The sequence below is a fragment of the Roseovarius gahaiensis genome, from assembly GCF_011601345.1.
In the GTDB taxonomy this organism is placed as follows: domain Bacteria; phylum Pseudomonadota; class Alphaproteobacteria; order Rhodobacterales; family Rhodobacteraceae; genus Roseovarius; species Roseovarius gahaiensis.
Genome location: NZ_JAAORB010000009.1, coordinates 49037 through 73060, shown reverse-complemented (window position 1 = coordinate 73060; position 24024 = coordinate 49037). Strand labels below are relative to the sequence as shown.

23 protein-coding genes, 1 tRNA gene and 1 pseudogene are annotated in these 24024 nt (G+C 60.0%); 12 read left to right on the top strand and 13 right to left on the bottom strand.

Annotated features, from left to right (window positions below; translation table 11 throughout):
* The first annotated feature begins 139 nt into the window (after nt 1-139).
* A complete protein-coding gene (gene mgtE, locus HAT86_RS07250; RefSeq protein WP_167195110.1) occupies nt 140-1531 on the top strand; it encodes a magnesium transporter in 1392 nt (463 codons plus the stop codon).
* Entirely contained in the window at nt 1528-2094 is a 567-nt protein-coding gene (locus HAT86_RS07245) for a 5-formyltetrahydrofolate cyclo-ligase (protein WP_167195107.1), read from the top strand. The genes mgtE and HAT86_RS07245 overlap by 4 nt, the downstream gene beginning before the upstream one ends.
* Nucleotides 2095-2146: 52 nt before the next feature.
* Here the strand turns inward: HAT86_RS07245 and lipB are convergent.
* Nucleotides 2147-2809, bottom strand: a pseudogene (gene lipB / locus HAT86_RS07240) (lipoyl(octanoyl) transferase LipB); the annotation flags it as partial.
* Between the two features lie 125 nt (nt 2810-2934).
* Here lipB and HAT86_RS07235 point away from each other — a divergent pair.
* Nucleotides 2935-3021: transfer RNA gene (locus tag HAT86_RS07235), tRNA-Leu, on the top strand.
* A gap of 110 nt (nt 3022-3131) precedes the next feature.
* Here the strand turns inward: HAT86_RS07235 and HAT86_RS07230 are convergent.
* The 9 genes from HAT86_RS07230 to HAT86_RS07190 all read right to left on the bottom strand — a co-directional run bounded on the left by HAT86_RS07230 (nt 3132) and on the right by HAT86_RS07190 (nt 12518).
* Nucleotides 3132-3512 (bottom strand): Na+/H+ antiporter subunit G, encoded by a 381-nt coding sequence (locus tag HAT86_RS07230; protein ID WP_167195101.1) that lies wholly within the window; start codon nt 3510-3512, stop codon nt 3132-3134.
* Nucleotides 3513-3526: 14 nt separating this feature from the next.
* Nucleotides 3527-3796, bottom strand: coding sequence for a K+/H+ antiporter subunit F (locus HAT86_RS07225; protein ID WP_167195098.1), 270 nt, complete (start codon nt 3794-3796; stop codon nt 3527-3529).
* Entirely contained in the window at nt 3793-4284 is a 492-nt protein-coding gene (locus HAT86_RS07220; RefSeq protein ID WP_167195095.1) for a Na+/H+ antiporter subunit E, read from the bottom strand. Before HAT86_RS07220 ends, HAT86_RS07225 begins: the two co-directional genes overlap by 4 nt.
* A 4-nt stretch (nt 4285-4288) precedes the next feature.
* Entirely contained in the window at nt 4289-5839 is a 1551-nt protein-coding gene (locus tag HAT86_RS07215) for a monovalent cation/H+ antiporter subunit D (protein WP_167195092.1), read from the bottom strand.
* Nucleotides 5836-6204, bottom strand: a complete 369-nt coding sequence (locus tag HAT86_RS07210; RefSeq protein WP_167195089.1) for a Na+/H+ antiporter subunit C — start codon at nt 6202-6204, stop codon at nt 5836-5838. The genes HAT86_RS07215 and HAT86_RS07210 overlap by 4 nt, the downstream gene beginning before the upstream one ends.
* A gap of 1 nt (nt 6205) precedes the next feature.
* On the bottom strand, nt 6206-9070 hold the full coding sequence (locus tag HAT86_RS07205) for a monovalent cation/H+ antiporter subunit A (RefSeq protein WP_167195086.1): 2865 nt from the start codon (nt 9068-9070) through the stop codon (nt 6206-6208).
* A gap of 178 nt (nt 9071-9248) precedes the next feature.
* Nucleotides 9249-10658, bottom strand: a complete 1410-nt coding sequence (locus HAT86_RS07200) for a pyridoxal phosphate-dependent decarboxylase family protein (protein ID WP_196780544.1) — start codon at nt 10656-10658, stop codon at nt 9249-9251.
* A 57-nt stretch (nt 10659-10715) separates the two neighbouring features.
* The gene (locus tag HAT86_RS07195) at nt 10716-11834 is read right to left on the bottom strand and encodes an acetoin utilization protein AcuC (RefSeq protein ID WP_167195083.1); all 1119 of its coding nucleotides are present in this window, start codon (nt 11832-11834) and stop codon (nt 10716-10718) included.
* A gap of 51 nt (nt 11835-11885) precedes the next feature.
* Nucleotides 11886-12518 carry a Hint domain-containing protein gene (locus tag HAT86_RS07190; RefSeq protein ID WP_167195079.1) on the bottom strand — a complete coding sequence of 211 codons (633 nt, stop codon included), beginning with the start codon at nt 12516-12518 and terminating at the stop codon, nt 11886-11888.
* A 271-nt stretch (nt 12519-12789) separates the two neighbouring features.
* On the opposite strand from HAT86_RS07190, the gene HAT86_RS07185 reads away from it, so the two are divergent.
* Nucleotides 12790-14007 (top strand): acyl-CoA dehydrogenase family protein, encoded by a 1218-nt coding sequence (locus tag HAT86_RS07185; protein ID WP_231125850.1) that lies wholly within the window; start codon nt 12790-12792, stop codon nt 14005-14007.
* 27 nt (nt 14008-14034) lie between these two features.
* On the opposite strand, the gene HAT86_RS07180 is transcribed toward HAT86_RS07185, so the two are convergent.
* The 3 genes from HAT86_RS07180 to HAT86_RS07170 are packed head-to-tail and all read right to left on the bottom strand — an operon-like array spanning nt 14035 to nt 15836.
* On the bottom strand, nt 14035-15093 hold the full coding sequence (locus HAT86_RS07180) for a YeeE/YedE family protein (protein WP_167195073.1): 1059 nt from the start codon (nt 15091-15093) through the stop codon (nt 14035-14037).
* 35 nt (nt 15094-15128) lie between these two features.
* On the bottom strand, nt 15129-15482 hold the full coding sequence (locus HAT86_RS07175; protein WP_167195070.1) for an ArsR/SmtB family transcription factor: 354 nt from the start codon (nt 15480-15482) through the stop codon (nt 15129-15131).
* A 54-nt stretch (nt 15483-15536) separates the two neighbouring features.
* Nucleotides 15537-15836 (bottom strand): thioredoxin family protein, encoded by a 300-nt coding sequence (locus tag HAT86_RS07170; RefSeq protein ID WP_331272513.1) that lies wholly within the window; start codon nt 15834-15836, stop codon nt 15537-15539.
* A 153-nt stretch (nt 15837-15989) separates the two neighbouring features.
* Here HAT86_RS07170 and HAT86_RS07165 point away from each other — a divergent pair, with 153 nt between their 5' ends.
* The 8 genes from HAT86_RS07165 to HAT86_RS07130 all read left to right on the top strand — a co-directional run bounded on the left by HAT86_RS07165 (nt 15990) and on the right by HAT86_RS07130 (nt 23920).
* Nucleotides 15990-16727, top strand: a complete 738-nt coding sequence (locus tag HAT86_RS07165) for a cytochrome c biogenesis CcdA family protein (RefSeq protein ID WP_167195064.1) — start codon at nt 15990-15992, stop codon at nt 16725-16727.
* 598 nt (nt 16728-17325) lie between these two features.
* Complete coding sequence (gene soxX / locus HAT86_RS07160) at nt 17326-17805, top strand: sulfur oxidation c-type cytochrome SoxX (protein ID WP_167195060.1); 480 nt, start codon at nt 17326-17328, stop codon at nt 17803-17805.
* A gap of 30 nt (nt 17806-17835) precedes the next feature.
* Entirely contained in the window at nt 17836-18255 is a 420-nt protein-coding gene (gene soxY / locus HAT86_RS07155; RefSeq protein WP_167195057.1) for a thiosulfate oxidation carrier protein SoxY, read from the top strand.
* Between the two features lie 19 nt (nt 18256-18274).
* A complete protein-coding gene (soxZ, locus tag HAT86_RS07150; RefSeq protein ID WP_167195053.1) occupies nt 18275-18604 on the top strand; it encodes a thiosulfate oxidation carrier complex protein SoxZ in 330 nt (109 codons plus the stop codon).
* 71 nt (nt 18605-18675) lie between these two features.
* Nucleotides 18676-19530 carry a sulfur oxidation c-type cytochrome SoxA gene (gene soxA / locus HAT86_RS07145; protein WP_167195049.1) on the top strand — a complete coding sequence of 285 codons (855 nt, stop codon included), beginning with the start codon at nt 18676-18678 and terminating at the stop codon, nt 19528-19530.
* A 139-nt stretch (nt 19531-19669) separates the two neighbouring features.
* A complete protein-coding gene (gene soxB / locus HAT86_RS07140) occupies nt 19670-21367 on the top strand; it encodes a thiosulfohydrolase SoxB (RefSeq protein WP_167195046.1) in 1698 nt (565 codons plus the stop codon).
* 86 nt (nt 21368-21453) lie between these two features.
* Complete coding sequence (gene soxC / locus HAT86_RS07135) at nt 21454-22737, top strand: sulfite dehydrogenase (protein ID WP_167195043.1); 1284 nt, start codon at nt 21454-21456, stop codon at nt 22735-22737.
* Nucleotides 22721-23920, top strand: a complete 1200-nt coding sequence (locus tag HAT86_RS07130; RefSeq protein ID WP_167195040.1) for a c-type cytochrome — start codon at nt 22721-22723, stop codon at nt 23918-23920. Before soxC ends, HAT86_RS07130 begins: the two co-directional genes overlap by 17 nt.
* Nucleotides 23921-24024: the final 104 nt, after the last annotated feature.

The window sequence follows — 24024 nt, the reverse complement described above, 5'->3', positions numbered from 1 at the left end:
GCGAGGATTGCTGCGAGGGCGGTTATCGGACAGCCGACGATAGACGGCATGCAGCGTGGGGTAAATCGGGCAAATAGATTGTCAAGCAAGGCAGGCTTGATTACTCCTGTCGGGTGGCAGGTAAACGGCGGAGGGGTCCATGGCTGAAGAAAACGATCAGGCAGAGCCCGAGCTTGAGCGCGAGGAAGATGTCTATGCGCTGAACCGTCAGGCGGTGGCGCGGATCATCTATGCCGTTGATGTCGCGGATCAGGCGCAATTGCTGCGCGAGCTGTCCGAGTTGCACGTCGCCGACATTGCCGACCTGCTGGAGCAGATCAACGCTTTTGATCGGCGCCGGTTGATCGAGCTGTATAGCAGCGAATTCGACGGGGACATCCTGTCCGAGCTGGATGAGGCCTTGCGGCAAGAGGTGATTGGGCTGTTGCCGCCCGATGTGCTGGCCGGTGCGGTGCGCGATCTGGATTCGGACGACGTGGTCGATCTGGTCGAGGATCTGGAGGACCACGAGCAAGAGGCGATTCTGAGTGCGCTGGAGGCCGGGGATCGGATTGCCGTTCAGCAATCGCTGACCTATCCCGAGTATTCTGCCGGCCGCCTGATGCAGCGCGAAGTGGTGATGGCGCCCGAGCATTGGAACGTGGGCGAGGCAATTGATTTCCTGCGCAACCAAGAGGATCTGCCCGAGCAATTCTATCACATCATTCTGGTCGATCCCAAGCTGCGCCCGGTGGGCAATATCACCTTGGGCAAGTTGATGGCCGCACGCCGCGAGGTGTTGCTGAGCGATCTGGTAGAAGAGACGTTTCATGTCTTTCCCGTCGCGCAGGACGAAGAGGATGTGGCCTATGCGTTCAACCAGTATCACTTGATTTCCGCCCCGGTGGTGGACGAAAACGAGCGGCTTGTGGGGGTGATCACGATTGATGACGCCATGGCCGTTCTGGATGAAGAACACGAGGAAGACATTCTGCGCCTTGCCGGTGTGGGTGAAGGCAGTCTGAGCGACCGGGTGATCGACACCACGCGGCAGCGGCTTCCGTGGCTAGCGGTTAACCTTGTCACGGCGATTCTGGCCTCCTTGGTGATTGCGCAGTTCGAAGCTGCGATCACGCAGTTGGTGGCGCTGGCCGTGCTGATGCCGATCGTGGCGTCGATGGGCGGCAACGCCGGCACCCAAAGCCTAACCGTGGCGGTGCGCGCGATTGCCACCAAAGACCTGACCGGATCGAACGTGTGGCGGTTTATCCGGCGCGAGGTTTTGGTGGGGCTGGTGAATGGCGTGATCTTTGCCGTGGTGATGGGCCTTGTGGGCGTGATGTGGTTCGGCGGGCCGGAACTGGGCTATGTGATTGGTGCCGCTATGGTGATCAATCTGGTCGTCGCGGGGCTGGCCGGAACGGTAATCCCGGTCATATTGGATAGGATCGGGATTGACCCGGCCTTGGCCTCGGGGGCGTTTGTGACCACCGTGACCGATGTTGTGGGCTTTTTCGCGTTTCTGGGGCTGGCTGCGGCGGTTTTGCTATGACGGATTTGACACAGGTGAAGGCCGAGGCGCGCAAGGCGGCCTTTGCCCGGCGCAAAGCCGCGCATGCCACAGCAGGACCGGCAGAGGCGGCGCATCTTTCGCAGGTTCTGGCAGGGCACCGGGGCGTGCCGCTGTCGGGCTACATGGCGATCCGAACCGAGATCGACCCGCTGCCCGCGATGGAAGAGGCCGCCGCGCATGGCCCGGTCTGTGTGCCGGTGATCCAGCGGCTTGGGCTGCCGTTGAAGTTCTCGCGCTGGACGCCGGGCTGCGCGTTGAAGGAGGGGCCGTTCGGCGCGATGATTCCCGAAGTGGACGATTTCATCGAACCCGAGATTTTGATCGTGCCGCTGGTGGCGTTTGATCAGCGTGGTGGGCGGTTGGGCTATGGTGGCGGTTTTTATGACCGCACGCTGGAGGTGCTGCGCGCCAAGCGCCCGACGCTTGCCATCGGCTTCGCCTATGCCGCGCAGGAGGCCGAGGCGCTGCCGTTGGAACCCACCGATCAGCCGTTGGACATGATCGTGACCGAGGCCGGCGTTGTTGAACCGGGCGCATCCTAAACGTGCTTTGAGCGATGTGGCGGTGGTTTCACCGCTTGATAAGTGGACGACGTTAGCCGCCTGTTCCAAACACCTCTGCAAAGCGCCGCTTTAGCGCGACATCAAGATCATCCATGGTGACCGGCAAGCCCAGATCGACAAGGCTGGTCACCCCGTGGTCGGCGATGCCGCAGGGTACGATGCCGGTAAAATGATCCAGATCGGGTTCGACGTTGATGGAAATGCCATGAAAGCTGACCCATTTGCGCAGGCGGATGCCGATGGCGGCGATCTTGTCTTCGGGTTTGGCGCCTGTGGCGGTCAGCGGTTTGTCGTCGCGCACCACCCAGACCCCGACGCGCCCGTCACGGATTTCCCCGGTGACGTTGAACTCGTCCAGCGTTGCGATCACCCATGTCTCAAGCTGTTTGACAAAGGCGCGCACGTCGCGGCCGCGTTTGTTGAGGTTAAGCATCACATAGATCACCCGCTGGCCGGGGCCGTGATAGGTATACTGCCCGCCGCGTTTCGTGGGGTAGACGGGAAACCGGTCAGGGTCGGTCAGATCTTTGGGATTGGCCGAGGTGCCAGCGGTATAAAGCGCAGGATGCTCCAGCAGCCAGATCGCCTCATCCGCGGTGCCGCTGGCAATTGCCTCGGCGCGCGTTTCCATCTCGCGCACGGCGGTGGCGTAATCCGTCAGACCGGAAGAGGTGATCCATTCAACCATGCGAAGGGCCGTTTTCTGCTGGGGTTACGGTGTCTCATGGCAGGCTGGATGGGAATTGTCAAAAGCCTGATTTTTGCCTCTTCACATCGGCGCAACGATTGCGTATACGCCCTGCACCTACCTGATCACGTGCGGTCGTGGCGGAATTGGTAGACGCGCAGCGTTGAGGTCGCTGTGGGGTAACACCCGTGCGAGTTCGAGTCTCGCCGACCGCACCAGATCGGTCCCCGAGTTTTGCACTGGGGAAGGCAGGATTTTTCTGAATGATATGCGCGAAGCAACGTGACGGGCCATGAAAAAAAGGCCGGTTGCCCGGCCCTTGCAGTATTCAGTCCTCGTTGTCGTCGGTGCGTTTGGGGGGGTCGTCATAGACCGACCAGCCGTAGGCGCCTTGGCTGTCGGGCAGATCCCGCGCGCGCAGGTTGCCCTGAATGAACGTCTTGGCGATGAAATTCGCGGTGATGGGCGCAGTCAGGAACAAGAACAGCGTGATCATCAACTCGTGAAACGACAGGCCGCCCTTGATCAGCAGGAAATACAGCATCGAGGCAATCAGCACACCACCAACGCCAAGCGTGGTGGCCTTGGTTGGGGCATGTAGGCGTTGCAACGTGTCTGTCAGCTTGATCATCCCGAACGAGCCGACCAGCCCGAACACGCCCGCGACGACCAAGAAAAAGGAAATCAGGGCCTCGATTGCAAATTCCATGTCCTGTCCTTTCGTTATTCGATGATATCGCCGCGCAGCACGAAGCGGCAATAGGCGACGGTTGAGACAAAGCCGACCATCGCCACCAGCATCGACGCCTCATAATACACAGCCGTGCCTTGCCAGATGCCATAAAGGATCAGCAGGGCGATGATATTGATCACCATGGTGTCCAGCGCAAGAATGCGGTCGGCGCTGTCCGGTCCGATCGCGATGCGCCAGAGGTTGAACAAAAGCCCCAGCCCGAAACAGCCGAAGGCAAAGATCAGGGCAGTGGTGATCATTGGAAAATCTCCTTCAGGCGCCACTCGTAGCGGCTTTTGATCGTGTCGCGCACCTCTTCGGGGTCGTCGGTATGCAGGCAATGCACAAGGATGCTGCCGCCGTCGGCTGCCAGCATCGTCGAAACCGTGCCCGGCGTCATGGTGATGGTGCCGGCCAGCACGGTGATCGCCTCGGGAGAGGTCAGCTCAAGCGGAACTGTGATCCAGTGAGAGCGGATGTTTTCATTGCGTTTGAACATGATGATCATTGCCACCTGAACATTGGCCACGACGATATCCCACAGCACCACAAGGACATATTCAATGACCCTAAGTGGGTTGCTCATTTTGGCCCGACGGGGCCAATAGGGGCCGGTCAGCATAGGCACGACGACACCAAGGATCGCACCGAGCACGACATTGCCGGTGGTGACCTTGTTGACCAGCGCCAGCCAGACCAGTGCCAAAACGATGCTAAGCAAGGGGTGAGGGAAAAGGCGTTTGAACATTGGCTTATCCCTCCTCGCCCAGGTTCAGCACGGCGTTGACGTAATCGCTGCCGTCAAACAGTTGATGGGAGGCCGCCGACAGATACTCGGTGACCGGCCCGGCAAAGACCGACAACAGCGCCAGCGCGGCCAGCGCCGCCATGGTCGGAGCGACCTCCAGCGCGCGCGCAGGGGCCGGGCTGTCGGGTGTTAGCGGCGTCGCTTCGGGGGTGGCCTGTAGGTTGGGGGCCATGGCGGTGGATTTCCAGAACAAAAGGCTGCCCGCCCGTGCAAAGCCAAGGATGATCAACAGCGAGCCCAGCAGGATCGCCACCCAAGACAGCACCATATGCGGCGTGTCGGCCATGGCATCAAGGATCAGCAACTTGCCCAGAAACCCGCTGAGCGGGGGCATCCCGGCCATGCCGATCGCCCCGGCGAAAAACAACGCGGCAAACAGGCCGTTTTGCACAATGGGCGGCTCGGCGCGCAGGGCGTCGCCGCCGGGGCGGCGGCTGACCACCAGATCAGCCAGCAAGAACAGCGCGGCGGCGGAAAAGGTGGAATGCAGCAGGTAGTATAGCGCGGCTGTGGTGGCTTGTGGCGTAAAGGCGGCAACGGCGATCATCATCGTGCCCATGGACGCCACCACCGAAAAGGACAAAAGCGGCATCAGGCGCTGTGACCCCAGCACCCCAATCGCGCCAATCGCCAGCGTGACCAGCGCGGCAGGCATCAGCCAATCTCCGATCAGCCCGTCTAGCACAGCCACGTCGGGGCCAAAAACAGCTGCGTGAATGCGGATGATGGCATATGCGCCCACCTTGGTCATGATGGCAAACAGCGCGGCCACCGGCGCAGGCGCGTTCGAGTAGGTGGCGGGCAGCCAGAACTGCACCGGGAAAAGCGCAGCCTTAATGGCGAACACGACCATCAGCAGGATCGCGGCAACGCGGATCAGGGCGGCATCCTCGACCGGCAATTCGCGCACTTTCAGCGCCAGATCGGCGATATTGAGCGTGCCGGTTGAGGCATAAAGCGTGCCAAGGGCGAACAGGAACAGGGTGGAGCCGGCAAGGTTCATCACCACGTATTGCAACCCGGCTTGCAGGCGCACACGCCCGCCGCCATGGATCATCAGCCCGTAGGATGCGATCAGCAGAACCTCGAAGAACACGAACAGGTTGAAGGCGTCGCCGGTCAGGAAGGCGCCGCAGATGCCCATCAACTGGAATTGAAACAGCGCATGAAAATGGCGCCCGCGATTGTCCCAGCCGGTGGCGGTGGCATGCAGCAGCACGATCAGCGCCAAGGCGGCGGTCAGCAGCAGCATAACGGCCGAAAGCCGATCCAGCACCAGAACGATACCAAAGGGCGCGGGCCAGTTGCCTAGAGTGTAAACATGCGTGCTGCCATCGGCAGACATGATCACCAGCCCAACAGTAATGGCCGCCAGTGCGATGGTGCCCGCGAACGAGGCCGCGCGCGCCAAAGAAATGTCGTGGCGCATGACAAAGGCGATGATCGGGGCAAGCAGGGCCGGAAGGATAACCGGCGCGATGATCCAATGACTCATGCTCCGGTTTCCTTGTTGCTCATGTCCTCATCCGTGTTTGGGCTGTCCATGTTGATCTCGTCATGGTCCGCTTCCAAGTAGGCCCCAAGCGCGACCATCACCAGAACGGCGGTCATCCCGAAGGAAATGACAATCGCGGTCAGCACCAGCGCCTGTGGCAGTGGGTCTGAGTAGGTGGCCTCGCTATAGAGCTGTAAGACAGGCGGCGCGTTGATGGCCAGCCGCCCGGTGGCAAATAGGAACACGTTCACCGCGTAAGACAGCAGCGCAAGGCCAAGGATGACCGGAAAGGCGCGCAGACGCAGGATCAGGTAGACCCCGCCCGCAGTCAGCACACCGACCGAGCTTGCAACGACGATTTCCATGTTACGTCTCCTCCTGCTTGCTGTCCGTGACCCGCAGCGAGGGGTCGTAATCCATCGGTTCGACATTGACGGTTTCCCCGGCATAGCGGGCAATCCGCGACAGGCTGTACAGCATCAGCATTACCGCGCCCAGCACCGTCAGGAACACGCCCAGATCAAAGGCAAAGGCCGAGCCGAGGCCGAATTTTTCGATCATCGGTAGCTTGATGTAGCCGTAGATGCTGGTCAGGAACGGCGCACCGCCCAGCCATGCGCCAACCCCGGTCAAACCGGCAATCAAGGCGCCCCAGCCGATCATCGAGTGATATTCGATGCGTTGGCGGCTTTGCGTCCAAGCAAAGCCTGAGGCCATGTATTGCATCAACAGCGCGATTGAAATCACCAGCCCCGCCACAAAACCGCCGCCGGGTTGATTATGACCGCGCAAGAAGATGTAGATACCTACCATCACGGCAATCGGCAGCATGGCCCGCGTGGCGACCACCATCATCAACGGGTGCCGGTCGCGCGAACGATCCGGCGGAACCGGCTGCGCCTTAAGACGCGCACCAGCCGGGCCGCGCAACAGCGATTCCATCAGTGCGAATATGGTCAGGCCGGCGATGCCCAGAACGATGATCTCGCCGTAGGTGTCATAGCCCCGGAAATCGACAAGGATCACGTTAACCACGTTGGTGCCGCCGCCGCCGGTGTAGGAGTTGGCAAGGTGGAAGTCCGAGATCGAGCTGAAATCACGCATCAGGAACGTCATCGCCAGCCCGGCCACACCGGCACCCGCCGTCACCGCAATCGCCCCGTCGCGCAGGCGCAAGCCGGTGCTGCTTTCTTTGGGCGTGTCCTTGGGCAGGAAATATAGCGCCAGCAGCAACAGCATGATGGTGACGGTTTCCACCGAGATCTGGGTCAGCGCCAGATCGGGGGCCGACAGGTAGACAAACCCGCCTGACACCATCAGCCCGATGATCCCGATCAGGATCAAAGCGCGGAACCGGTTGCGGTGGTTGATGACAACCAGCCCCGTCGCGACGATCAGCAACAGCCAGCCGACAGCGGCCACAGCCGGGATCGGCAGCAAGTCACGCGACGGCGGGCTAAGCGTGCCAGAGGTGAAGGCGAAATATCCCATCACAACGGTCGCGGTTACGAAGATCGCCAGATAGCGGCTGATCGCGCCGTTGTGCAGACCATCGGTGAGGCCATGCGATAGCCGCGCCAGTGCCGCATAAAGCGCATCAAAAATGGCCTTGGCCTCGGGGCGGGGGGCGGCCAGCCATGCCCGGTCCAGCGGGCGGTGCAACAACAGCAGCACGATGCCGCCGACAACTGCCACAATCGACAGGTACAGCGCCGGTGTCAGCCCGTGCCACAGCTTGAGGTAGGCGTTTGTTTCCTGACCCGTCACGGCCGTTGCGGCGATGTTGACGATCGGCTCGGCCAGAAATGGCATGACGCCGATACCGACAACCAGAACCGTCAGCAGCGCCGGGGCTGCCCATAGGCCAAACGGCGGGTCATGCGGTTTGGATGGGTAATCATCCCGGACCGGGCCGCCGAACACGTGGAAAATGAAGCGCAAGGAATAGGCCACCGAGAACACTGCGCCCAAAGTCGCCACTGCCGGAACCAGCCACGGGTTTTCCCACCAGACGGTATGCACGGCCTCTTCCAGCATTTTTTCCTTGGAAATAAAGCCGTTGAAGGGCGCAATGCCCGCCATCGACAATGCGGTGATGGTCCCGATCACTGCGGTGATCGGCATCAGCTTGGCCAACCCGCCAAGGCGTTTGATGTCGCGGGTGTGGGTTTCATGATCAACAATCCCCGCCGTCATGAACAGCGCCGCCTTGAAGGTCAGGTGGTTGATGATGTGAAACACCGCCGCAATGGCGGCCTTTTCGGTGCCAAACCCCAGCAGCATGGTCAAAAGGCCCAGATGCGACACGGTAGAAAACGCCAAGAGCGCCTTCAGGTCATCCTTGAACAGGGCGATCACCGCGCCAAGCACCATCGTGATCAGACCGACCGTGGCCACGATGTAAAACCATTCCGGCGTGCCTGAAAGCACAGGCCACATGCGCGCCAGCAGGAACACCCCGGCCTTCACCATGGTGGCCGAATGCAGATAGGCCGATACCGGCGTCGGCGCGGCCATCGCGTGCGGCAACCAGAAATGGAACGGGAATTGCGCCGATTTGGTAAACGCGCCCAGCAGGATCAAGATCAGCGCGGGCATATACCACTCCGACGCGCGGATCGCGTCGCCCTGCGCCAGAATATCGGTCAGGTTGTAGCTGCCCACGATATTGCCCAGAATCAGCATCCCGCCGATCATCGCCAGACCGCCCGCCCCGGTGACAGCCAGCGCCATACGCGCGCCTTGCCGACCTTCGGGCAGGTGTTTCCAATAGCCGATCAACAGGAAGGAGGATAGGCTGGTCAGCTCCCAGAAAATGAGCAAAAGCAGGATGTTGTCTGAAATGACGATACCCAGCATCGCGCCTTGGAACAGCAGCAGATAGGTATAGAACTGGCCCATCGGGTCGTCGCCGGACAGGTAGAACCGAGCATACAGCGTGATCAGCAGCCCGACACCAAGGATCATGCCCGCAAACAGTAGGCCCAGACCGTCAAGGAAGAACGACACCGACAGCCCCAGTTGCGGCAGCCACATGATTTCGGCCTGTAGCGTTTCGCCGCGCAGCACCGCCGGCGCCATAAGGCCCAACAGAACAAGGGCCAGAATGGTCGGCACGGCGGTGAACGTGGCACAGGCATTGCGCCCCGCCCGTATCATGATGCCGGGCACCAAAGCGCCAAGAAATGGAAGGCTTGCGATCAGGGGTAATAGGGTGCTGCCGTCGCTCATGTCTGTCCCGTTCCGTTTGTCACCACGCGCCGTTAAACCCGACATCTTGGGGGTGAAACAAGCATTTTCGTGCGTTTTGCAGGGATTTAGGGTGCTGCGAGCGTCTCGCAATTGTTTTTATGACACTTTTTGTCGGGTTTCAGGCTGGTGTGGGCGGAACGCAACACCAGCCAAAGCCCTAAAGCGGAGCGGCCAACCGGTCTAGCGTTTCGATGATGTCGGCCTTGGTGGTCAGCGGGTTGATGGTACACAACCTAAGCGCCGAGCGGTCTTTGAGCGTTGTGGTGGACAGGGTGGCAAAGCCCGACGCCGCCAAACGCGCAGCCCGCGCCGCATGATCGGCCGCGTCCGATTCTCGATGGGCAAAGCACACGATTCCCAGCTGTGCGGGGGTGATCACCTCCCACGTTTCAGGCTGACTGCGCAGATGGCTTTCTGTGAACTCGGCCAAGGCGATCCCGTCGGCCACCGCACCGCGGAAGGCCTGTGCGCCGTAGCTTCGCAGGGACATCCAAAGTTTCAGCGCGCGTGATCGGCGCGACAATTCCAGCGACCGGTTGCCATAGTTTACGGCCCCGTCAGTGGCCTGCACATCGCGCAGATATTCGGGGTTCATCGAAAAGCACCGGTCCAGCGCACCGGGCCGGGTGACAAGGCACATGCCCAGATCATAGGGCTGAAAGAACCATTTATGCGGGTCCAGCACGACCGAATCCGCGCGCTCTAGCCCGCGCAGCGTGGCGCGGCCCTGATCGGTGATGGCGGCGGGCGCGCCATAGGCCCCATCGACATGCAGCCAGATATCGTGCCGGGCGCAAATATCGGCGATGGCGTCCAGCGGGTCGGTCGCGCCGGTATTGGTGCTGCCGGCGGTGGCGATCACCATCATCGGGCGACGGCTTGCGGCGATATCCTCGGCAATGGCGCTTTGCAGGGTGTCGGCCGACAGGCGCAGCGCGTCATCCGAGGGGAGAATGTGAATGTGATCCTCGGGCAGGCCCATTTGGCGCAGGTTGCGCGGCAGGGACGCGTGGGTTTGGTCGGTTAGATAGGCCACGCCCGACCCGATTTCCGACCGCGCCACGCAAAAGCCGGTGAGATTGGCCAGCGATCCGCCCGACAACAACACGCCCTCGGTTTGGGCAGGCAGGCCCAACATTTCCGCCACCCATGTGCAGACAGTGGTTTCCACCACCGCCGGGCCCGATCCGCCGCCCCAACTGGCGCAGATCGTGTTAAATCCGGTGCCCATCCACTCGCCCAGAATCGCCGCGAAAGACGCCGGGCCGGGCACACGTGCAAAATAGCGCGGATGATCGCCGTGTTGCATGTTTTGCAGGGCCACCTGTGCCATCAGGTCCAATGTTGTGTCGGGGTCAATCGGTGCGTCGGGCAAAGGTCCGCCAAGCTGCGTGGTCAGATCAGAGGCATCGCCGGTGGTGATCACCGCCTCGGTATTGCGGCGTTCAAACCGGTCGACCACCATATCGACCACCCGATGCCCAAGGCGGCGCATATCGTCGGCGCTCATGCCCAATGTGTCGGGCGGAATGGCGAAAGGATCGGGTTGGTTTGGCTGATCGGTCATGCGTGTGGTCCTTGCTTTGCGCAAGGCTTTGCCGGTTGCGCAGGGAATTGCAAGGGGTCAGACCCACGCAACTTGCCGCGCCTGAAGGTGGCGCACGCGCTGCCTTACCTCGGCCAAGATCGGGCCATTGCGCGGCGCATCAAGAATCGTGGTGGTCCAATGGTCGGGTCGGGGCAGGTGGGCTTTGCGGGTCCAACTCAGCCCTTCCAGCACCTGTCGGGCCGGGGTGGGCAGATGATCGGGGATGTCATAGCCGCTCAGCGTGGCCCAAAGCGCCGTCCACAGGCGGCCCACGCTCCACGGGTTATAACCGCCGCCGCCCAGCATCAGGAACCGTGGGCTAAGGGGGCGCAGATGGCGCAGTGCGGCGATATGCGCGGTGTTTGAAAAGGCCAGCCGCGACAGCGGGTCTTCCAGCACGGCATCGGCCCCGCATTGGAAAACGATGGCCTGTGGCCGGTGCGCGGCCACGGTGGGCAAGATCATCTCGTGCAGGGCCAAGGCAAAATCATCGTCCTGCGCGCCAAGCGGCAGCGGCAGGTTCAGTGCGGTGCCCTGTGCATGATCGTCCAGCCCGCCGGTAAAGGGCCAGCGGTTTTCCTCGTGGGTGGAGATCATCAACAGACCGTCCGTGCCTGCCATTGCTTGTTCCACCCCGTCGCTGTGATGGGCGTCGATATCGACATAGGCCACCCGCGTCAGCCCTTGGGCAAACAGCGCCTTGAGGGCCAGCACCGGATCGTTGAGGTAGCAAAACCCGCTGGCGCGATCGGCCTGCCCATGATGCGTGCCACCGCCGGGGTTATAGACAGCGCCACCATTGGCCAGCAGTTCCGTAGCCAAAAGCGAACCGCCCGCAGCGGTGGCCGGGCGGCGAAACATCTCGGAGAATACCGGGTTGGACAGCGTGCCAAGGCCATGGTCGGCGCGTGTGCCCTCGCAGACTTGGCCCGTGGCTTCGGCCTGTTGCAGGGCTGCCACGTAACGCGGGGTGTGAAAGGCCGTCAGCGCGGCAGGGCGCGCGCGGGGGCTGGTGCGATAGCTGTCGCGCGGTAGCCAGCCGATGGCGCGCGACAGATCAATCACCGTAGGGACACGCGGAATGGCCAGCGGGTGTCGCGGCCCATAGCTTGAGCCGCGATATATTTCGGAACCGATGAAAATGGGCCTATCCATGGCTCGTAGTCTAGCGCGCTGCGCCGGGCCGGAAAGGACAATGCCGCGCAATCAGGCCGCGCTTGCGGTATTGGGCAGGCAGGTGCGCGCAGGACATTGCAGAGTCACGCCGGTATGATCCGCGTCGGAAAAGCAGGGTGAGGCCTTGATTTGGCAGTCTTGCGCCAGCGCCCGCGCGTTTGCTTGGGTCAGTTGAAAACTTTCGGACCACGCGTTTTCAGACAGGATGATTTCGTGCTGCTCGAACAGGATGTGAATATAGGTGACGCTCTCACAGGTCGCCCGTTCAATGCCAGGCGCGCCAATCAGGGCGATTGCCTCGATCAATGCCTCGGACTCGCCGGTGCCCGACAGGCGGGCGGGATCAGTCGTCAAGAAGCGATGCTGGGGTGACACGAGCATGTCACGCTCGGGCAGGCCGGGGGCAAGTGCATCCGCGCGGATCAACACCGGTGTCGCCAGCCTTCCGCAGTTTTGATTTAGGTTGTTGCAAACATGTTGCCCCGTCCAAATCACCGGTTGAAATCCGTTGTCGCGGGTCAAGGCGCGATCACCGGGGCGCAGCGACTCCACAGCACGGCGGCCTCCTTTGGTGGTGATTAGGGTGCCGGGTGTAAAGCAGGTGACGGCTTTGGCCACTTGTGGCCCGCTGTCTGGGTGGTTGGTTCGTGTCTGTATCGACATTGAAAATACAACTCTCGTTTACTGGTACAGGTGGGGTGGCGCGAAACAGTTTAAAAACCACACCTTTCGGCGGGTTCATCTTGACGCCGTGGCAAATGTCTCGTTCGTTTGAGGCAGCCGTGCGGAAATTTCCGGGAATGGTTAAGACGATTTCGCGATTTTGGTCGTGTTCAGGCCCCAATAGGGTTTTGAGCGTCGCGAATGCAAGCACAGGTCGATAGGGCGGTCAGCAGGCCGGGCAGAAAAGGGTGAACTACAAATGAATCTTGGAATGAGTCGAGAAACCAGTGCCTTGCGTGATCGCGTGCGTGCCATGATCCGGGACGAGATCATGCCGCTAGAGGCTGACTATGCCGCCGAAATCCCGAAGGGGGACCGCTGGCAGTATACGACCCGTCAGGCCGAAATCCTTGAAGGGTTGAAGGCGCGCGCCAAGGCGGCGGGATTGTGGAACTTCTGGCTGACCGATAGCGACAAGGGCCATGGGCTGAGCACGGTGGACTATGCCTATCTGGCCGAGGAAATGGGCCGCACGCCGATGGGCGCCGAGGTGTTCAACTGCAACGCACCAGACACCGGCAACATGGAAGTGTTCGAGCGTTATGGAACGCAGGACATGAAAGACCGCTGGCTGACGCCGCTTCTGGAGGGCGAGATTCGCAGCGCCTATTTGATGACCGAGCCGGATGTGGCCAGCTCGGACGCGACCAATATCGCGATGTCTTGCGTGCGCGACGGTGACAGCTATGTGTTGAACGGTGAAAAATGGTGGGCGACCGGGGCCGGTGATCCGCGCTGTGCGGTTTATATTGTCATGGTGCGCACCGGCGGCGATGACCTGCCCAAGCATCAGCGCCATTCGATGATCGTGGTGCCTGCTGATGCGCCGGGTATCGAAAAGCTGCGCCCGATGCAGGTTTATGGCCACGACGACGCGCCGCACGGGCATATGCATATCCGCTTTACCGATGTGCGGGTGCCCGCGGAAAACCTGTTGCTGGGCGTGGGGCGTGGGTTCGAGATCGCCCAAGGGCGGCTGGGGCCGGGGCGTATTCACCACTGCATGCGCGCCATCGGACAGGCCGAAGCCGCGTTGGAGATGATGTGCCGCCGCGCGCTGGACCGCGACGCGTTCGGCAAACCTTTGGCGCAGCTTGGGGCCAACTATGACATCATCGCCGACTGCCGGATGGAGATTGAGCAGGCGCGTTTGCTATGCCTCAAGGCCGCTTGGATGATGGACCAAGGCGATGCGCGCGCCGCTGCGCCGTGGATTCACCAGATCAAGGTGGTCGCCCCGCGCATGGCGTTGAAAGTCGTCGATGAGGCGGTGCAGATGTTTGGCGCGCAAGGCATCAGCCAAGACGTTGCCTTGGCCGGGATGTGGACGCATCTACGCACCTTGCGATTGGCCGACGGCCCGGACGCCGTGCATCGCCGACAAGTGGCGCGGGCTGAGCTGAGGCAGTATACGCAGCAGCGGGTTTGACACGCCTTTGCGACCGAATAACCGGGGTCACTCGGCGGGCTGAAAGCCTTCGATCAGTTGGCGCAGCCCAAGGGCAGCGCCGGCGATGATCGCCAAGAACGTGACCGGGGCCGAAAAGCTAAGCACCGAAAAGGCAGACAGGCCTTGGCCGACCGTGCAGCCCATGGCCATCACGGCCCCCCCGCCCATCAGGACGGCCCCGGTGATCTGGCGGCGCAATTCGCGCGGATCTTCGCAGGCCTCCCAGCGGAAATGGCCCTTGATCAGCGATCCGATGAAGGCACCAACGGCCACGCCAGTGACCGATCCGACCGCGAACGTCACCGGTCTGGCCGAGGCCGTCATCAGATATTGCAGCGATTCACCCACCGGCGCGGCAAAGCTGTGCGACACCACCGGCATTGCGGTAAAACCTGTGGTGGCCACCCAATAGCTGCCCGCCCATCCGGCGACGATGGCAAGCCCCACGATCGCGGCCCAGAACATGGATTTCACGTCTTTGACAAAGGCCCGCGACCATAGCGCGGCCAGCGTGATCAACGCACCCGCAACGATCCCGGTTGCGGCCAAAGACCAGCCTGTTTGTTGGACAACCAGATGGACCAGACCCGGCGGCAAGCCAGTTGTCACCTCTTCCTGAAAAAAGGCCCAGTTGCGCAGGTAGGACAGTGGGCCATGCAGCATCACATAGGCAGACACACCCATGACGATCACGATCACGAAGGCCCGGAAATCGCCGCCACCCAGTCGGGCGATGCAGCCGTAGCCGCAGTTGCCAGCCAGCGCCATGCCGTAACCGAACATCAGCCCTCCTAGGATCGAGGCCAGCGGCATCCAGCGGATTGACAGGTAGAAAGATTGTTCGGGCGCCATTAGGCCTGCGCCGGTCAGGGCGAATGTGCCCATCACCGCGATACCGATGGCCAGACCCCACATGCGCATGCGTGTCAGAGACCCGCCATATAGCATGTCTTCGATCGCGCCCATGGTGCAGAACCGCCCCAGACGTGCGGCGAGCCCCAGCATAATTCCCGAGACAAGCCCGATCAGGGCCACAAGTGTGTTGTCGTTGATATAATCAAGCATGGCGCGTGTCCCCCGCTCCTCGGAGGTTTGGGCCGCTAGGCTGGCAAACCTTCGGAGTCGTCGGCGCAGAATAGCTCATAGATCAGTTCAAGCACACGGCGCGGACGTTCATCTGCTAGGCGATAGTAAATCGTTTTGCCGTCGCGTCTAGGGATGACCAGACCTTCCAGCCGCAGACGAGAAAGCTGCTGCGACACGGCGGCCTGCCGCGCCGACAGCAGGTCTTCCAGTTCCGTAACTGATTTTTCGCCCGAGACGAGATGACACAGAATCATCAGACGGCCTTCGTGGCTGATGGCCTTCAGGAAGTTTGATGCATTGGTCGCGTTCTCCAGCATGCTGTCCATTTCAGCGTCGCTGAGGGAGCTGTCAAATACTGGCAGTGCCATCGGTTGGTTCCGTTTTATGGGCTCCTGATACGGGCGCGTTCAGGATCGATTGATCTAATTGGTTTGCGGTTGGTTCGGATAGTCAGTGTGTGTTTCAAGCAGCATGGTCAGAAGCCCCCAAAAGAAATCCTCGCCGGGGTAGCCTTCTACACGGCCCAATTCTTGGCCGTTGTCAACCAAAACGAATGTCGGTGTAAAGGTCACGGGGCGGGCAAAATCGACGCCTTCGGGTGGCGCATCCTTGATCTGGACCGTGCGCAGGGGCGCATATTGCCCTTCCGAAGTTTTGGGGTATATCGGACCAAGATCGGTTTTCCACTCAATGCAATAGTGGCAGCCCTTCTGCTCTACCATGATCAATTCGACGGCGTGAACAGCGGGGGCGACTGTCAGCCAGAGTAGTGCGGATAATGCAGTAAGTGCGCGTAGGGGCATGGTGGAACCGTTTGACCTTTGATGATCATACAACCTAATTTGAATATGTTGATTTAACAAGGAGCTTCGCGAATGCTGGACATTTCCTATGCCGGGGCTGCGCTTGCGGGGCTTTTGTCGTTTTTTACGCCATGTATTCTTCCGATGGTGCCGTTTTATCTGTGCTACATGGCGGGCCTGTCGATGAACCAGTTGCGCGGCGATGGCGCAATTGCACCCGGGGCGCAAAAGCGGCTTGTGATTTCGGCGGCTTTCTTTGCCTTGGGGGTCACGACGATCTTCGTATTGCTGGGTATGGGGGCCACGGCGCTGGGACAGGCGTTTGCGCAGTGGCGGCAACCACTCAGCTATGTGGCGGCCGGGGTGCTATTGCTGTTTGGCCTGCATTTTCTTGGGATGATCCGTATACCGCTGTTGTATCGCGAAGCGCGGGTGGAAAGCACCGCCGCGCCGACGACGATCATCGGCGCTTATGTCATGGGGCTTGCCTTTGGATTTGGCTGGACGCCCTGTGTCGGCCCGGCGCTGGCGGCGATTTTGATGGTGGCCAGTGGCATGGGCAGCGTCGCCGAAGGGGCTTTGCTTTTGATGGTGTATGGGCTGGCAATGACTGCGCCGTTCATCGTGGCGGCCTTGTTCGCGCGCCCGTTTTTGAACTGGATTCAATCCAAGCGGCGCTACTTGGGCTACGTGGAAAAGGCGATGGGCGCTATGTTGATCGTCTTCGCCGTTCTGATCGCAACGGATGCGGTGAACCTGATCGCGAATATGATGCTGCGGTGGTTCCCGTCGTTCCAGTCTATCGGGTGACGTCGGCTTTGGATTGATCGACCTGTTCGCGCCCGCGATGGTCGCAGAGCTGGGCGAGGGCGGCCTGCATATTACGGGGGTGTATGCGTGACACGTTTGTGGACCTTCCTGAGAATCGGACCAAGAACGGTGCGACAGGCAAGCCGGTGGCGCTGGTGATTGCGCAGGGGGGAGGGGTGACTGTCAGCAAATGCATGAGCCGGTCTATCCGCAGCCCAAAACCGCCGGCTACATCTCAGAGACCTTTTGTGTCGCATAACGGACCCTGGATGATGATCGTTAAAACCATCGGATGCGATGGCGTAACTATGCCGGAAAAGGATGTCCTGCGGAAATGGGAGGTTTTGTTTCCCCCGTCCGTGATAGTCTTGGCCAAATAGGTGCCAAACGGGAAAACGGCGCAACAAGCCGCCGAGGCGTTTCAACGTGATCACGCGCGCCGCATTCAAGAATGGCGCGCCCGGCAAGATCAGTAAAAATCAGGGGCTTGTCTGGAAATAATTCACAAACCTGAATTTGTTGTTGCGAAAGACATGGCTGGTAGCCTACTGTATACAGAGCTATCGCAGCAAAAAACATGGTAGCCATGGGAGGAAACATGAAGCTTTCAACAACTATTCTGGCAGCAACAGTGCTTGCGGCTGGATCTGCAATGGCCGAACCGGTTGCGCCGGGCGACGTGCAGTTCGACGAATATGGCGCGGTTGCCGAATCGCTCACCGGTCAACCCGGGGATGTCGAAAATGGCGCTGTGGTCATGAAGTCCAAGTCGGTCGGCAACTGCATATCGTGCCACAAGGTGTCCGCACTTGATGATGCACCGTTCCATGGTGAAATCGGCCCGCCGCTGGACGGTGTTGGCGATCGCTGGGGCGAAGCCGAAATTCGCGGTATCGTGGCCAATGCCAAGAAGACCTATCCGGGAACAATGATGCCAGCCTACTTCAAGGTTGAAGGCTTCACGCGGCCGGGCGATGCCTACACTGGCAAAGCGCCCGAAGGCCCGCTGGATCCGCTGCTGACGGCCCAGCAAATCGAAGATGTGGTCGCCTTCCTTGTTACCCTCAAGGAAGAATGATCCCGTCACGGATTATCCAAGGAGATGAAAATGCAAATCACACGACGTGAAACAATGGCACTCGGGGCTGCCGCTGCTGCGGTGACCGTGCTGCCCATGCCCGCCATGGCCTCGGCTGTGGACGATGCGATCAACGAATTCACCGGCGGTGCCGATGTGGCCGACGGTGGCGTTGAACTGGATGCGCCCGAGATTGCCGAAAACGGCAACACCGTTCCGATCGAAGTGTCCGCCGAAGGTGCAGAAGCCATCATGGTTCTGGCCGCTGGCAACCCGACCCCGGGCGTTGCGACCTTCAACTTTGGCCCTCTGGCCGGAGCGCAGCGCGCCAAAACCCGTATCCGGCTTGCTGGAACGCAGGACGTGGTCGCAGTGGCGAAAATGTCGGATGGCAGCTTTGCCAAAGTATCGAAGACCGTAAAGGTCACAATCGGCGGCTGCGGCGGCTAAGCGAGAAGGAGAGAACACAATGGCAGAAGGTGTACGCCCCCGCGTGAAGGTTCCCAAGTCGGCCGATGCCGGCGAGGTGATCGTGATCAAGACCCTGATCAGCCACAAGATGGAATCGGGTCAGCGCAAAGACAGCGATGGCAATGTCATCCCGCGGTCGATCATCCACCGTTTCACTTGCGAATTCAACGGCGAGAGCGTTGTTGACTTCAAAATGGAACCCGCGATTTCCACCAACCCGTATTTCGAGTTTGAGGCACAAGTCCCTGAAGCCGGTGAATTCAAATTCACTTGGTATGACGATGACGGTGACGTTTACGAAGATACAAAAGCGGTTGCTGTTGGTTAATCGTTGCGAACAATAAAGGTGCCCTGCTGGCCCTTGATTGGGCTGCAGGGTAACCAAAAGGGAGGAAACGTATGAAATTCAATGCAATGACAGCAGTGGCCGCGCTTATGCTGGCCGTGCCTGGCGTGGCATCGGCAGAACCGGATGATGACACTTTGATCATCAATGGTGAAATCGAGATGACCACCAAGGCCGAGCTGCCCGCGCACATGGAAGACGCGAACATGGACCAGATCATGTCCGGTTGGCACTTCCGCTCGGACGAGACACAGGCCTTGCAGATGGATGATTTTGACAATTCTGGCATGATCTTCGTCGATGAGGGCATAGCGCAATGGAACGCTGTCGAAGGCAGTGAAGGCAATTCATGTGCGTCGTGCCACGAAGGTCCGGAAAGCATGGAAGGCGTCCGCGCTGTTTATCCCAAGTGGGATGAGGACGCTGGCGAGGTTCAGACACTGGCCATGCAGATCAATGACTGCCGCGAAAACAACATGGGCGCAGAACCCTACAAATACGCGGGCGGTCAGATGGCGAACATGGAAGCGCTGATCGCGGTGCAATCGCGCGGGATGCCGGTGAATGTGGCAATCGACGGCCCTGCCAAGGAAACTTGGGAAAAGGGCAAAGAGCTGTATTACACGCGTACTGGTCAGCTTGAGCTGTCTTGTGCCAACTGTCACGAAGACAGCTATGGCATGATGATCCGCGCCGATCACCTCAGCCAGGGGCAGATCAACGGCTTCCCGACATATCGTTTGAAGAATGCCAAGCTGAACACCGTTCACGGGCGTTTCAAAGGCTGTGTGCGTGATACGCGTGCCGAGACGTTCGCGCCGGGCAGTGACGAATTCGTCGCGCTGGAGCTGTATGTTGCAAGCCGCGGCAACGGCCTGTCGGTCGAGGGGCCGTCGGTCCGCAACTGATATGACGACGGCCGGGGCGGCTTTGTCTGCCCCGGCCCCGCCGCTGCCTTGCATGACATTGAAATTCTTGGCCTTTGGGCCGATCCGCATCCGGGACTTCGGGGGCGGGACAGGATAACTTTAACTTTCGGAGACTGAAATGATCTCTCGTCGCGATTTTCTACAGGTCAGCATGGCGGCCTCGGCGTTGTACGGTGCCAGTGGGTTTGGTAATTGGGCCAAACTTGCCGCGCAACAAGCGCTGACTCAGGACCAACTTTTGGAATTTGACACGTTCGGAAACGTGTCGCTGATCCATATCACAGACATTCATGCGCAAATGAAGCCGGTCTATTTCCGCGAGCCGGAGATTAACATCGGCGTCGGTAGCAACAAAGGCGAGGTGCCCCATGTGACCGGGGCCGAATTCCGCAAGCTGTACGGTATCGAAGATGGCAGCCCGTCGCATTATGCGCTGACCTATAATGATTTTTCATCGCTCGCCAAGGAATATGGCCGCGTCGGCGGTCTGGATCGGGTCGCAACTGTCGTGAATTCGATCCGAGCCGCGCGGCCTGACGCATTGCTGCTGGATGGTGGCGATACGTGGCATGGCTCTTACACATGCTATCACACCGAAGGTCAGGACATGGTCAACGTGATGAACGCGTTGAAGCCGGACGCGATGACGTTCCACTGGGAATTCACGCTTGGTCAGGATCGTGTGCGCGAGATTGTGGAAGGTTTGCCGTTTGATGCGCTTGGTCAGAACATCTTTGACGCGATGTGGGATGAACCGGCGGCTGAATTCAAACCCTACGAATTCTACGAACGTGGCGGCGTCAAGATTGCTGTGATCGGTCAGGCGTTCCCCTACATGCCAATTGCGAACCCCGGCTGGATGTTCCCCGATTATAGCTTTGGCATCCGCGACGCGAATATGCAGAAGATGGTCGACGAAGTGCGCAGCCAAGGTGCCGAATTGGTTGTCTGTCTGAGCCATAACGGATTTGACGTGGACAAGAAGATGGCTGGCGTCGTCAGCGGGATTGACGTGATCCTGTCGGGCCATACCCATGATGCGCTGCCTGAGCCGGTTTTGGTGGATGATACGATCATTATTGCCTCGGGCTCGAACGGGAAATTCGTCAGCCGCGTTGATCTAGACGTGCGTGACGGCAAGATGATGGGCTTCCGTCACAAGCTGATCCCGATTTTCAGCGATGTGATCGAGCCAGATGCCGACATGACAGCCTTGATTGACGAACAGCGCGCGCCCTATCTGGCCGAGCTGGACGAAGTGATCGGCACGACCGACAGCTTGCTATACCGTCGCGGGAACTTCAACGGCTCGTGGGACGATCTGATCTGTGATGCGCTGCTGAGTGAACGCGACGCCGAGATCGCGATGAGCCCCGGTGTGCGGTGGGGCCCCAGCCTGATCCCCGGTGACGACATCACGCGTGACGATATCTGGAACGTGACGTCGATGTCCTATGGTGAAGCCTATCGCAGCGAGATGACAGGCGAATTCATCAAGGTGATTCTGGAAGACGTGGCCGACAACATCTTTAACCCCGATCCCTACTACCAGCAGGGCGGCGACATGGTGCGCATCGGTGGCATGGGCTATTCGATCGACATCTCCAAGCCGCAGGGTGAGCGGATTTCCGACATGACGTTGCTAAGCACGGGCGAGGCGATTGACCCGGCGCGTAACTACGTTGTGGCTGGTTGGGCCAGTGTCAACGAAGGCACCGAAGGCCCGCAGATTTGGGATGTGGTGGAAAGCCACATTCGAAAGCAAGGCACCATTTCGCTGGAGCCGAACACAAGCGTGAAGGTAAGCGGCACATAATCTGTGCCGCGACCCTTTGACCGATACCATGGTTTCATCATATTCATATAAACGAATTTGATGTTATAAGAGGAGGCTTAGGACAAATGACAGCCGACAATGAAAACTCAGGGGCCTCGCGCCGCGCATTCCTGAAGGGCGCGGTCGCTGCTGGCGGGGCTGTGGCCGGGGCAGGTATGGCCCGCGCCGCAGAGCCGGACCCGTTGATCACCGAGGTCCAGTATTGGGCCACCGGCTTTGGCGACGCGGTGGATGAGACACCTTACGGGATGCCGATCCGGTTCGAGAGCGACGTGATCCGCCGGAACGTGGAATGGCTGACGGCCGATACGATCAGTTCGATCAACTTTACGCCGATCCATGCCTTGGATGGGACGATCACACCGCAGGGCTGCGCGTTTGAACGCCACCACTCGGGCGCGATTGAGCTTAAGAAAGAAGATTACCGCCTGATGATCAATGGTTTGGTCGACAAGCCGCTGGTCTTTACCTACGAGGATCTTGAGCGTTTCCCGCGGGAAAACCATGTGTATTTCTGCGAATGCGCGGCGAACACGGGCATGGAATGGGCCGGTGCGCAGTTGAACGGCGCGCAGTTTACCCATGGCATGATTCACAACATGGAATATTCCGGTGTGTCCTTGCGCACGCTTCTGACCGAAGCGGGCTTGGAAACCACCGGCGATCTATCGGACAAGTGGGTCTATGTCGAAGGCGCGGACGCCTCCTCGAACGGGCGTTCGATCCCGATGGAAAAGGCGCTGGACGATGTTCTGGTGGCGTTCAAGGCCAACGGCGAGGCACTGCGCAAAGAACATGGCTATCCCGTGCGTTTGGTCGTTCCCGGTTGGGAAGGCAACATGTGGGTCAAGTGGCTGCGTCGTGTTGAGGTGACCGATCAGGCAATCGAAAGCCGCGAGGAAACCTCGAAATACACCGACACCATGGAAGATGGCACCAGCCGCAAGTGGACATGGGTCATGGACGCCAAATCGGTCGTCACCAGCCCCAGCCCGCAAGCCCCGATCAAACACGGCCCCGGCCCGCTGGTGATCACCGGCTTGGCGTGGTCCGGTCACGGTGCCATCACCCGTGTGGATGTGTCCACGGATGGCGGCAAGAACTGGCAGCAGGCCCGACTGGCCGCCGAGGGACAATCCAAGGCGCTGTCGCGGTTTTATCTGGAAATTGACTGGGACGGCAGCGAGATGCTGTTGCAATCGCGGGCCCATGACGAAACCGGTTATGTCCAGCCCAGCAAGGATGCGTTGCGTGACGTGCGCGGCGAAAACTCGATCTATCACAACAACTGCATCCAGACTTGGTGGGTGAAGGAAAACGGGGAGGCAGAGAATGTCGAAGTCTCTTAAACTTTACGGTCTGACCGGGGTGAGCGCGGTTGCGCTGCTCACGGCGGCCTATAACTTTGCCGACCGCAACGTGGCGCCGATGCCGTCGGAGGTTTCGTTTGTGGCCGCTGATGCCGGGTCGCCGGACATGATGTTCATCGCCGCTGCGCGTGCCGAGGCCGCCGCAGATGCCAAACGTATCGGGCTTGGCCGTGAAGCCCTGCCCGAGGAAATCGCGGCGTGGGATCTGGACGTGGCCCCGGATGGCACGGGCCTGCCTGTTGGGTCGGGATCGGTTCTAGATGGTGAAGAGGTGTTCATCGCGCAATGTGCCGTATGCCACGGTGATTTTGCCGAAGGCGTTGGCAACTGGCCAAAACTGGCAGGCGGTGACGGAACTTTGGCGGATGAAGACCCGTTGAAGACCGTCGGGTCGTATTGGCCGTATCTGTCCACCGCATGGGATTACGTGCATCGGTCGATGCCCTATGGCGCGGCGCAGACGCTATCGACAGACGAGACCTACGCGATCGTTGCCTATATCCTGTATTCGAACTTCATAGTGGAAGATGATTTCGTGTTGTCGAATGAAAACTTCCTTGAGGTCGAAATGCCGAATGCCAACGGCTTTATCGTCGATGATCGGCCCGAGACCGAGTACCCGCGCTTTAGCGAGGCGGCCTGCATGGAGGACTGCAAAGATAGCGTGGAAATCACCATGCGCGCTGCGGTTCTGGATGTGACCCCGGAAGACGAGGGTGAGGCCGAGGCCAAAGAGGCGATGGAAGAGGCAAACACTGGTGCGGATGCTGAAGAAGCGAACGAGCAGACGGCAATTGCCGACACCGCCTCTGAGCCCGAGGCCGAGACCGCGGCGTTGGACATGGGGTTGGTCGAAGATGGTGAACAAGTGTTCCGCCAGTGCAAGGCCTGTCACCAAGTAGGCGAGGGCGCGCAAAACCGCGTCGGCCCGCAGCTGAACGGTGTGATGGGGCGCGAGATGGCTGCCGTTGACAGCTTCCGCTATTCCAAGACATTGGAACAGATGGGCGCCGACGGCATGGTCTGGAACGAGGAAACCATGGCCGAATTCATGGAGGATCCGCGCGGCTACATCAAAGGCACCAAAATGTCTTTCGCCGGTCTGCGCAAAGATGAAGATATCGCCGCAGTCACGGAATATCTGAAATCCTTCTCGCAATAACCCTTTGCGCAACACACGCGTGAAGGTTGCAGGGCCACCCCATCGGGTGGCCCTGTTTTCTTTGCCTTGAGCTGATGAACCGGCTAAGCTGGTTTTGGACCTTT

What these genes read in the sequence shown, in the direction of transcription:
- soxY (WP_167195057.1), top strand. Translation starts at nt 17,836, where the DNA reads ATGCAAATCACACGACGTGAAACAATGGCACTCGGGGCTGCCGCTGCT.
- HAT86_RS07195 (WP_167195083.1), bottom strand. Translation starts at nt 11,834, where the DNA reads ATGGATAGGCCCATTTTCATCGGTTCCGAAATATATCGCGGCTCAAGC.
- HAT86_RS07190 (WP_167195079.1), bottom strand. Translation starts at nt 12,518, where the DNA reads ATGTCGATACAGACACGAACCAACCACCCAGACAGCGGGCCACAAGTG.
- HAT86_RS07210 (WP_167195089.1), bottom strand. Translation starts at nt 6,204, where the DNA reads ATGGAAATCGTCGTTGCAAGCTCGGTCGGTGTGCTGACTGCGGGCGGG.
- HAT86_RS07225 (WP_167195098.1), bottom strand. Translation starts at nt 3,796, where the DNA reads ATGATCACCACTGCCCTGATCTTTGCCTTCGGCTGTTTCGGGCTGGGG.
- HAT86_RS07165 (WP_167195064.1), top strand. Translation starts at nt 15,990, where the DNA reads ATGCTGGACATTTCCTATGCCGGGGCTGCGCTTGCGGGGCTTTTGTCG.
- soxA (WP_167195049.1), top strand. Translation starts at nt 18,676, where the DNA reads ATGAAATTCAATGCAATGACAGCAGTGGCCGCGCTTATGCTGGCCGTG.
- soxZ (WP_167195053.1), top strand. Translation starts at nt 18,275, where the DNA reads ATGGCAGAAGGTGTACGCCCCCGCGTGAAGGTTCCCAAGTCGGCCGAT.
- HAT86_RS07245 (WP_167195107.1), top strand. Translation starts at nt 1,528, where the DNA reads ATGACGGATTTGACACAGGTGAAGGCCGAGGCGCGCAAGGCGGCCTTT.
- soxC (WP_167195043.1), top strand. Translation starts at nt 21,454, where the DNA reads ATGACAGCCGACAATGAAAACTCAGGGGCCTCGCGCCGCGCATTCCTG.
- HAT86_RS07130 (WP_167195040.1), top strand. Translation starts at nt 22,721, where the DNA reads ATGTCGAAGTCTCTTAAACTTTACGGTCTGACCGGGGTGAGCGCGGTT.
- HAT86_RS07230 (WP_167195101.1), bottom strand. Translation starts at nt 3,512, where the DNA reads ATGGAATTTGCAATCGAGGCCCTGATTTCCTTTTTCTTGGTCGTCGCG.
- HAT86_RS07170 (WP_331272513.1), bottom strand. Translation starts at nt 15,836, where the DNA reads ATGGTAGAGCAGAAGGGCTGCCACTATTGCATTGAGTGGAAAACCGAT.
- HAT86_RS07180 (WP_167195073.1), bottom strand. Translation starts at nt 15,093, where the DNA reads ATGCTTGATTATATCAACGACAACACACTTGTGGCCCTGATCGGGCTT.
- HAT86_RS07200 (WP_196780544.1), bottom strand. Translation starts at nt 10,658, where the DNA reads ATGACCGATCAGCCAAACCAACCCGATCCTTTCGCCATTCCGCCCGAC.
- mgtE (WP_167195110.1), top strand. Translation starts at nt 140, where the DNA reads ATGGCTGAAGAAAACGATCAGGCAGAGCCCGAGCTTGAGCGCGAGGAA.
- HAT86_RS07215 (WP_167195092.1), bottom strand. Translation starts at nt 5,839, where the DNA reads ATGAGTCATTGGATCATCGCGCCGGTTATCCTTCCGGCCCTGCTTGCC.
- HAT86_RS07175 (WP_167195070.1), bottom strand. Translation starts at nt 15,482, where the DNA reads ATGGCACTGCCAGTATTTGACAGCTCCCTCAGCGACGCTGAAATGGAC.
- HAT86_RS07220 (WP_167195095.1), bottom strand. Translation starts at nt 4,284, where the DNA reads ATGTTCAAACGCCTTTTCCCTCACCCCTTGCTTAGCATCGTTTTGGCA.
- soxX (WP_167195060.1), top strand. Translation starts at nt 17,326, where the DNA reads ATGAAGCTTTCAACAACTATTCTGGCAGCAACAGTGCTTGCGGCTGGA.
- soxB (WP_167195046.1), top strand. Translation starts at nt 19,670, where the DNA reads ATGATCTCTCGTCGCGATTTTCTACAGGTCAGCATGGCGGCCTCGGCG.
- HAT86_RS07185 (WP_231125850.1), top strand. Translation starts at nt 12,790, where the DNA reads ATGAGTCGAGAAACCAGTGCCTTGCGTGATCGCGTGCGTGCCATGATC.
- HAT86_RS07205 (WP_167195086.1), bottom strand. Translation starts at nt 9,070, where the DNA reads ATGAGCGACGGCAGCACCCTATTACCCCTGATCGCAAGCCTTCCATTT.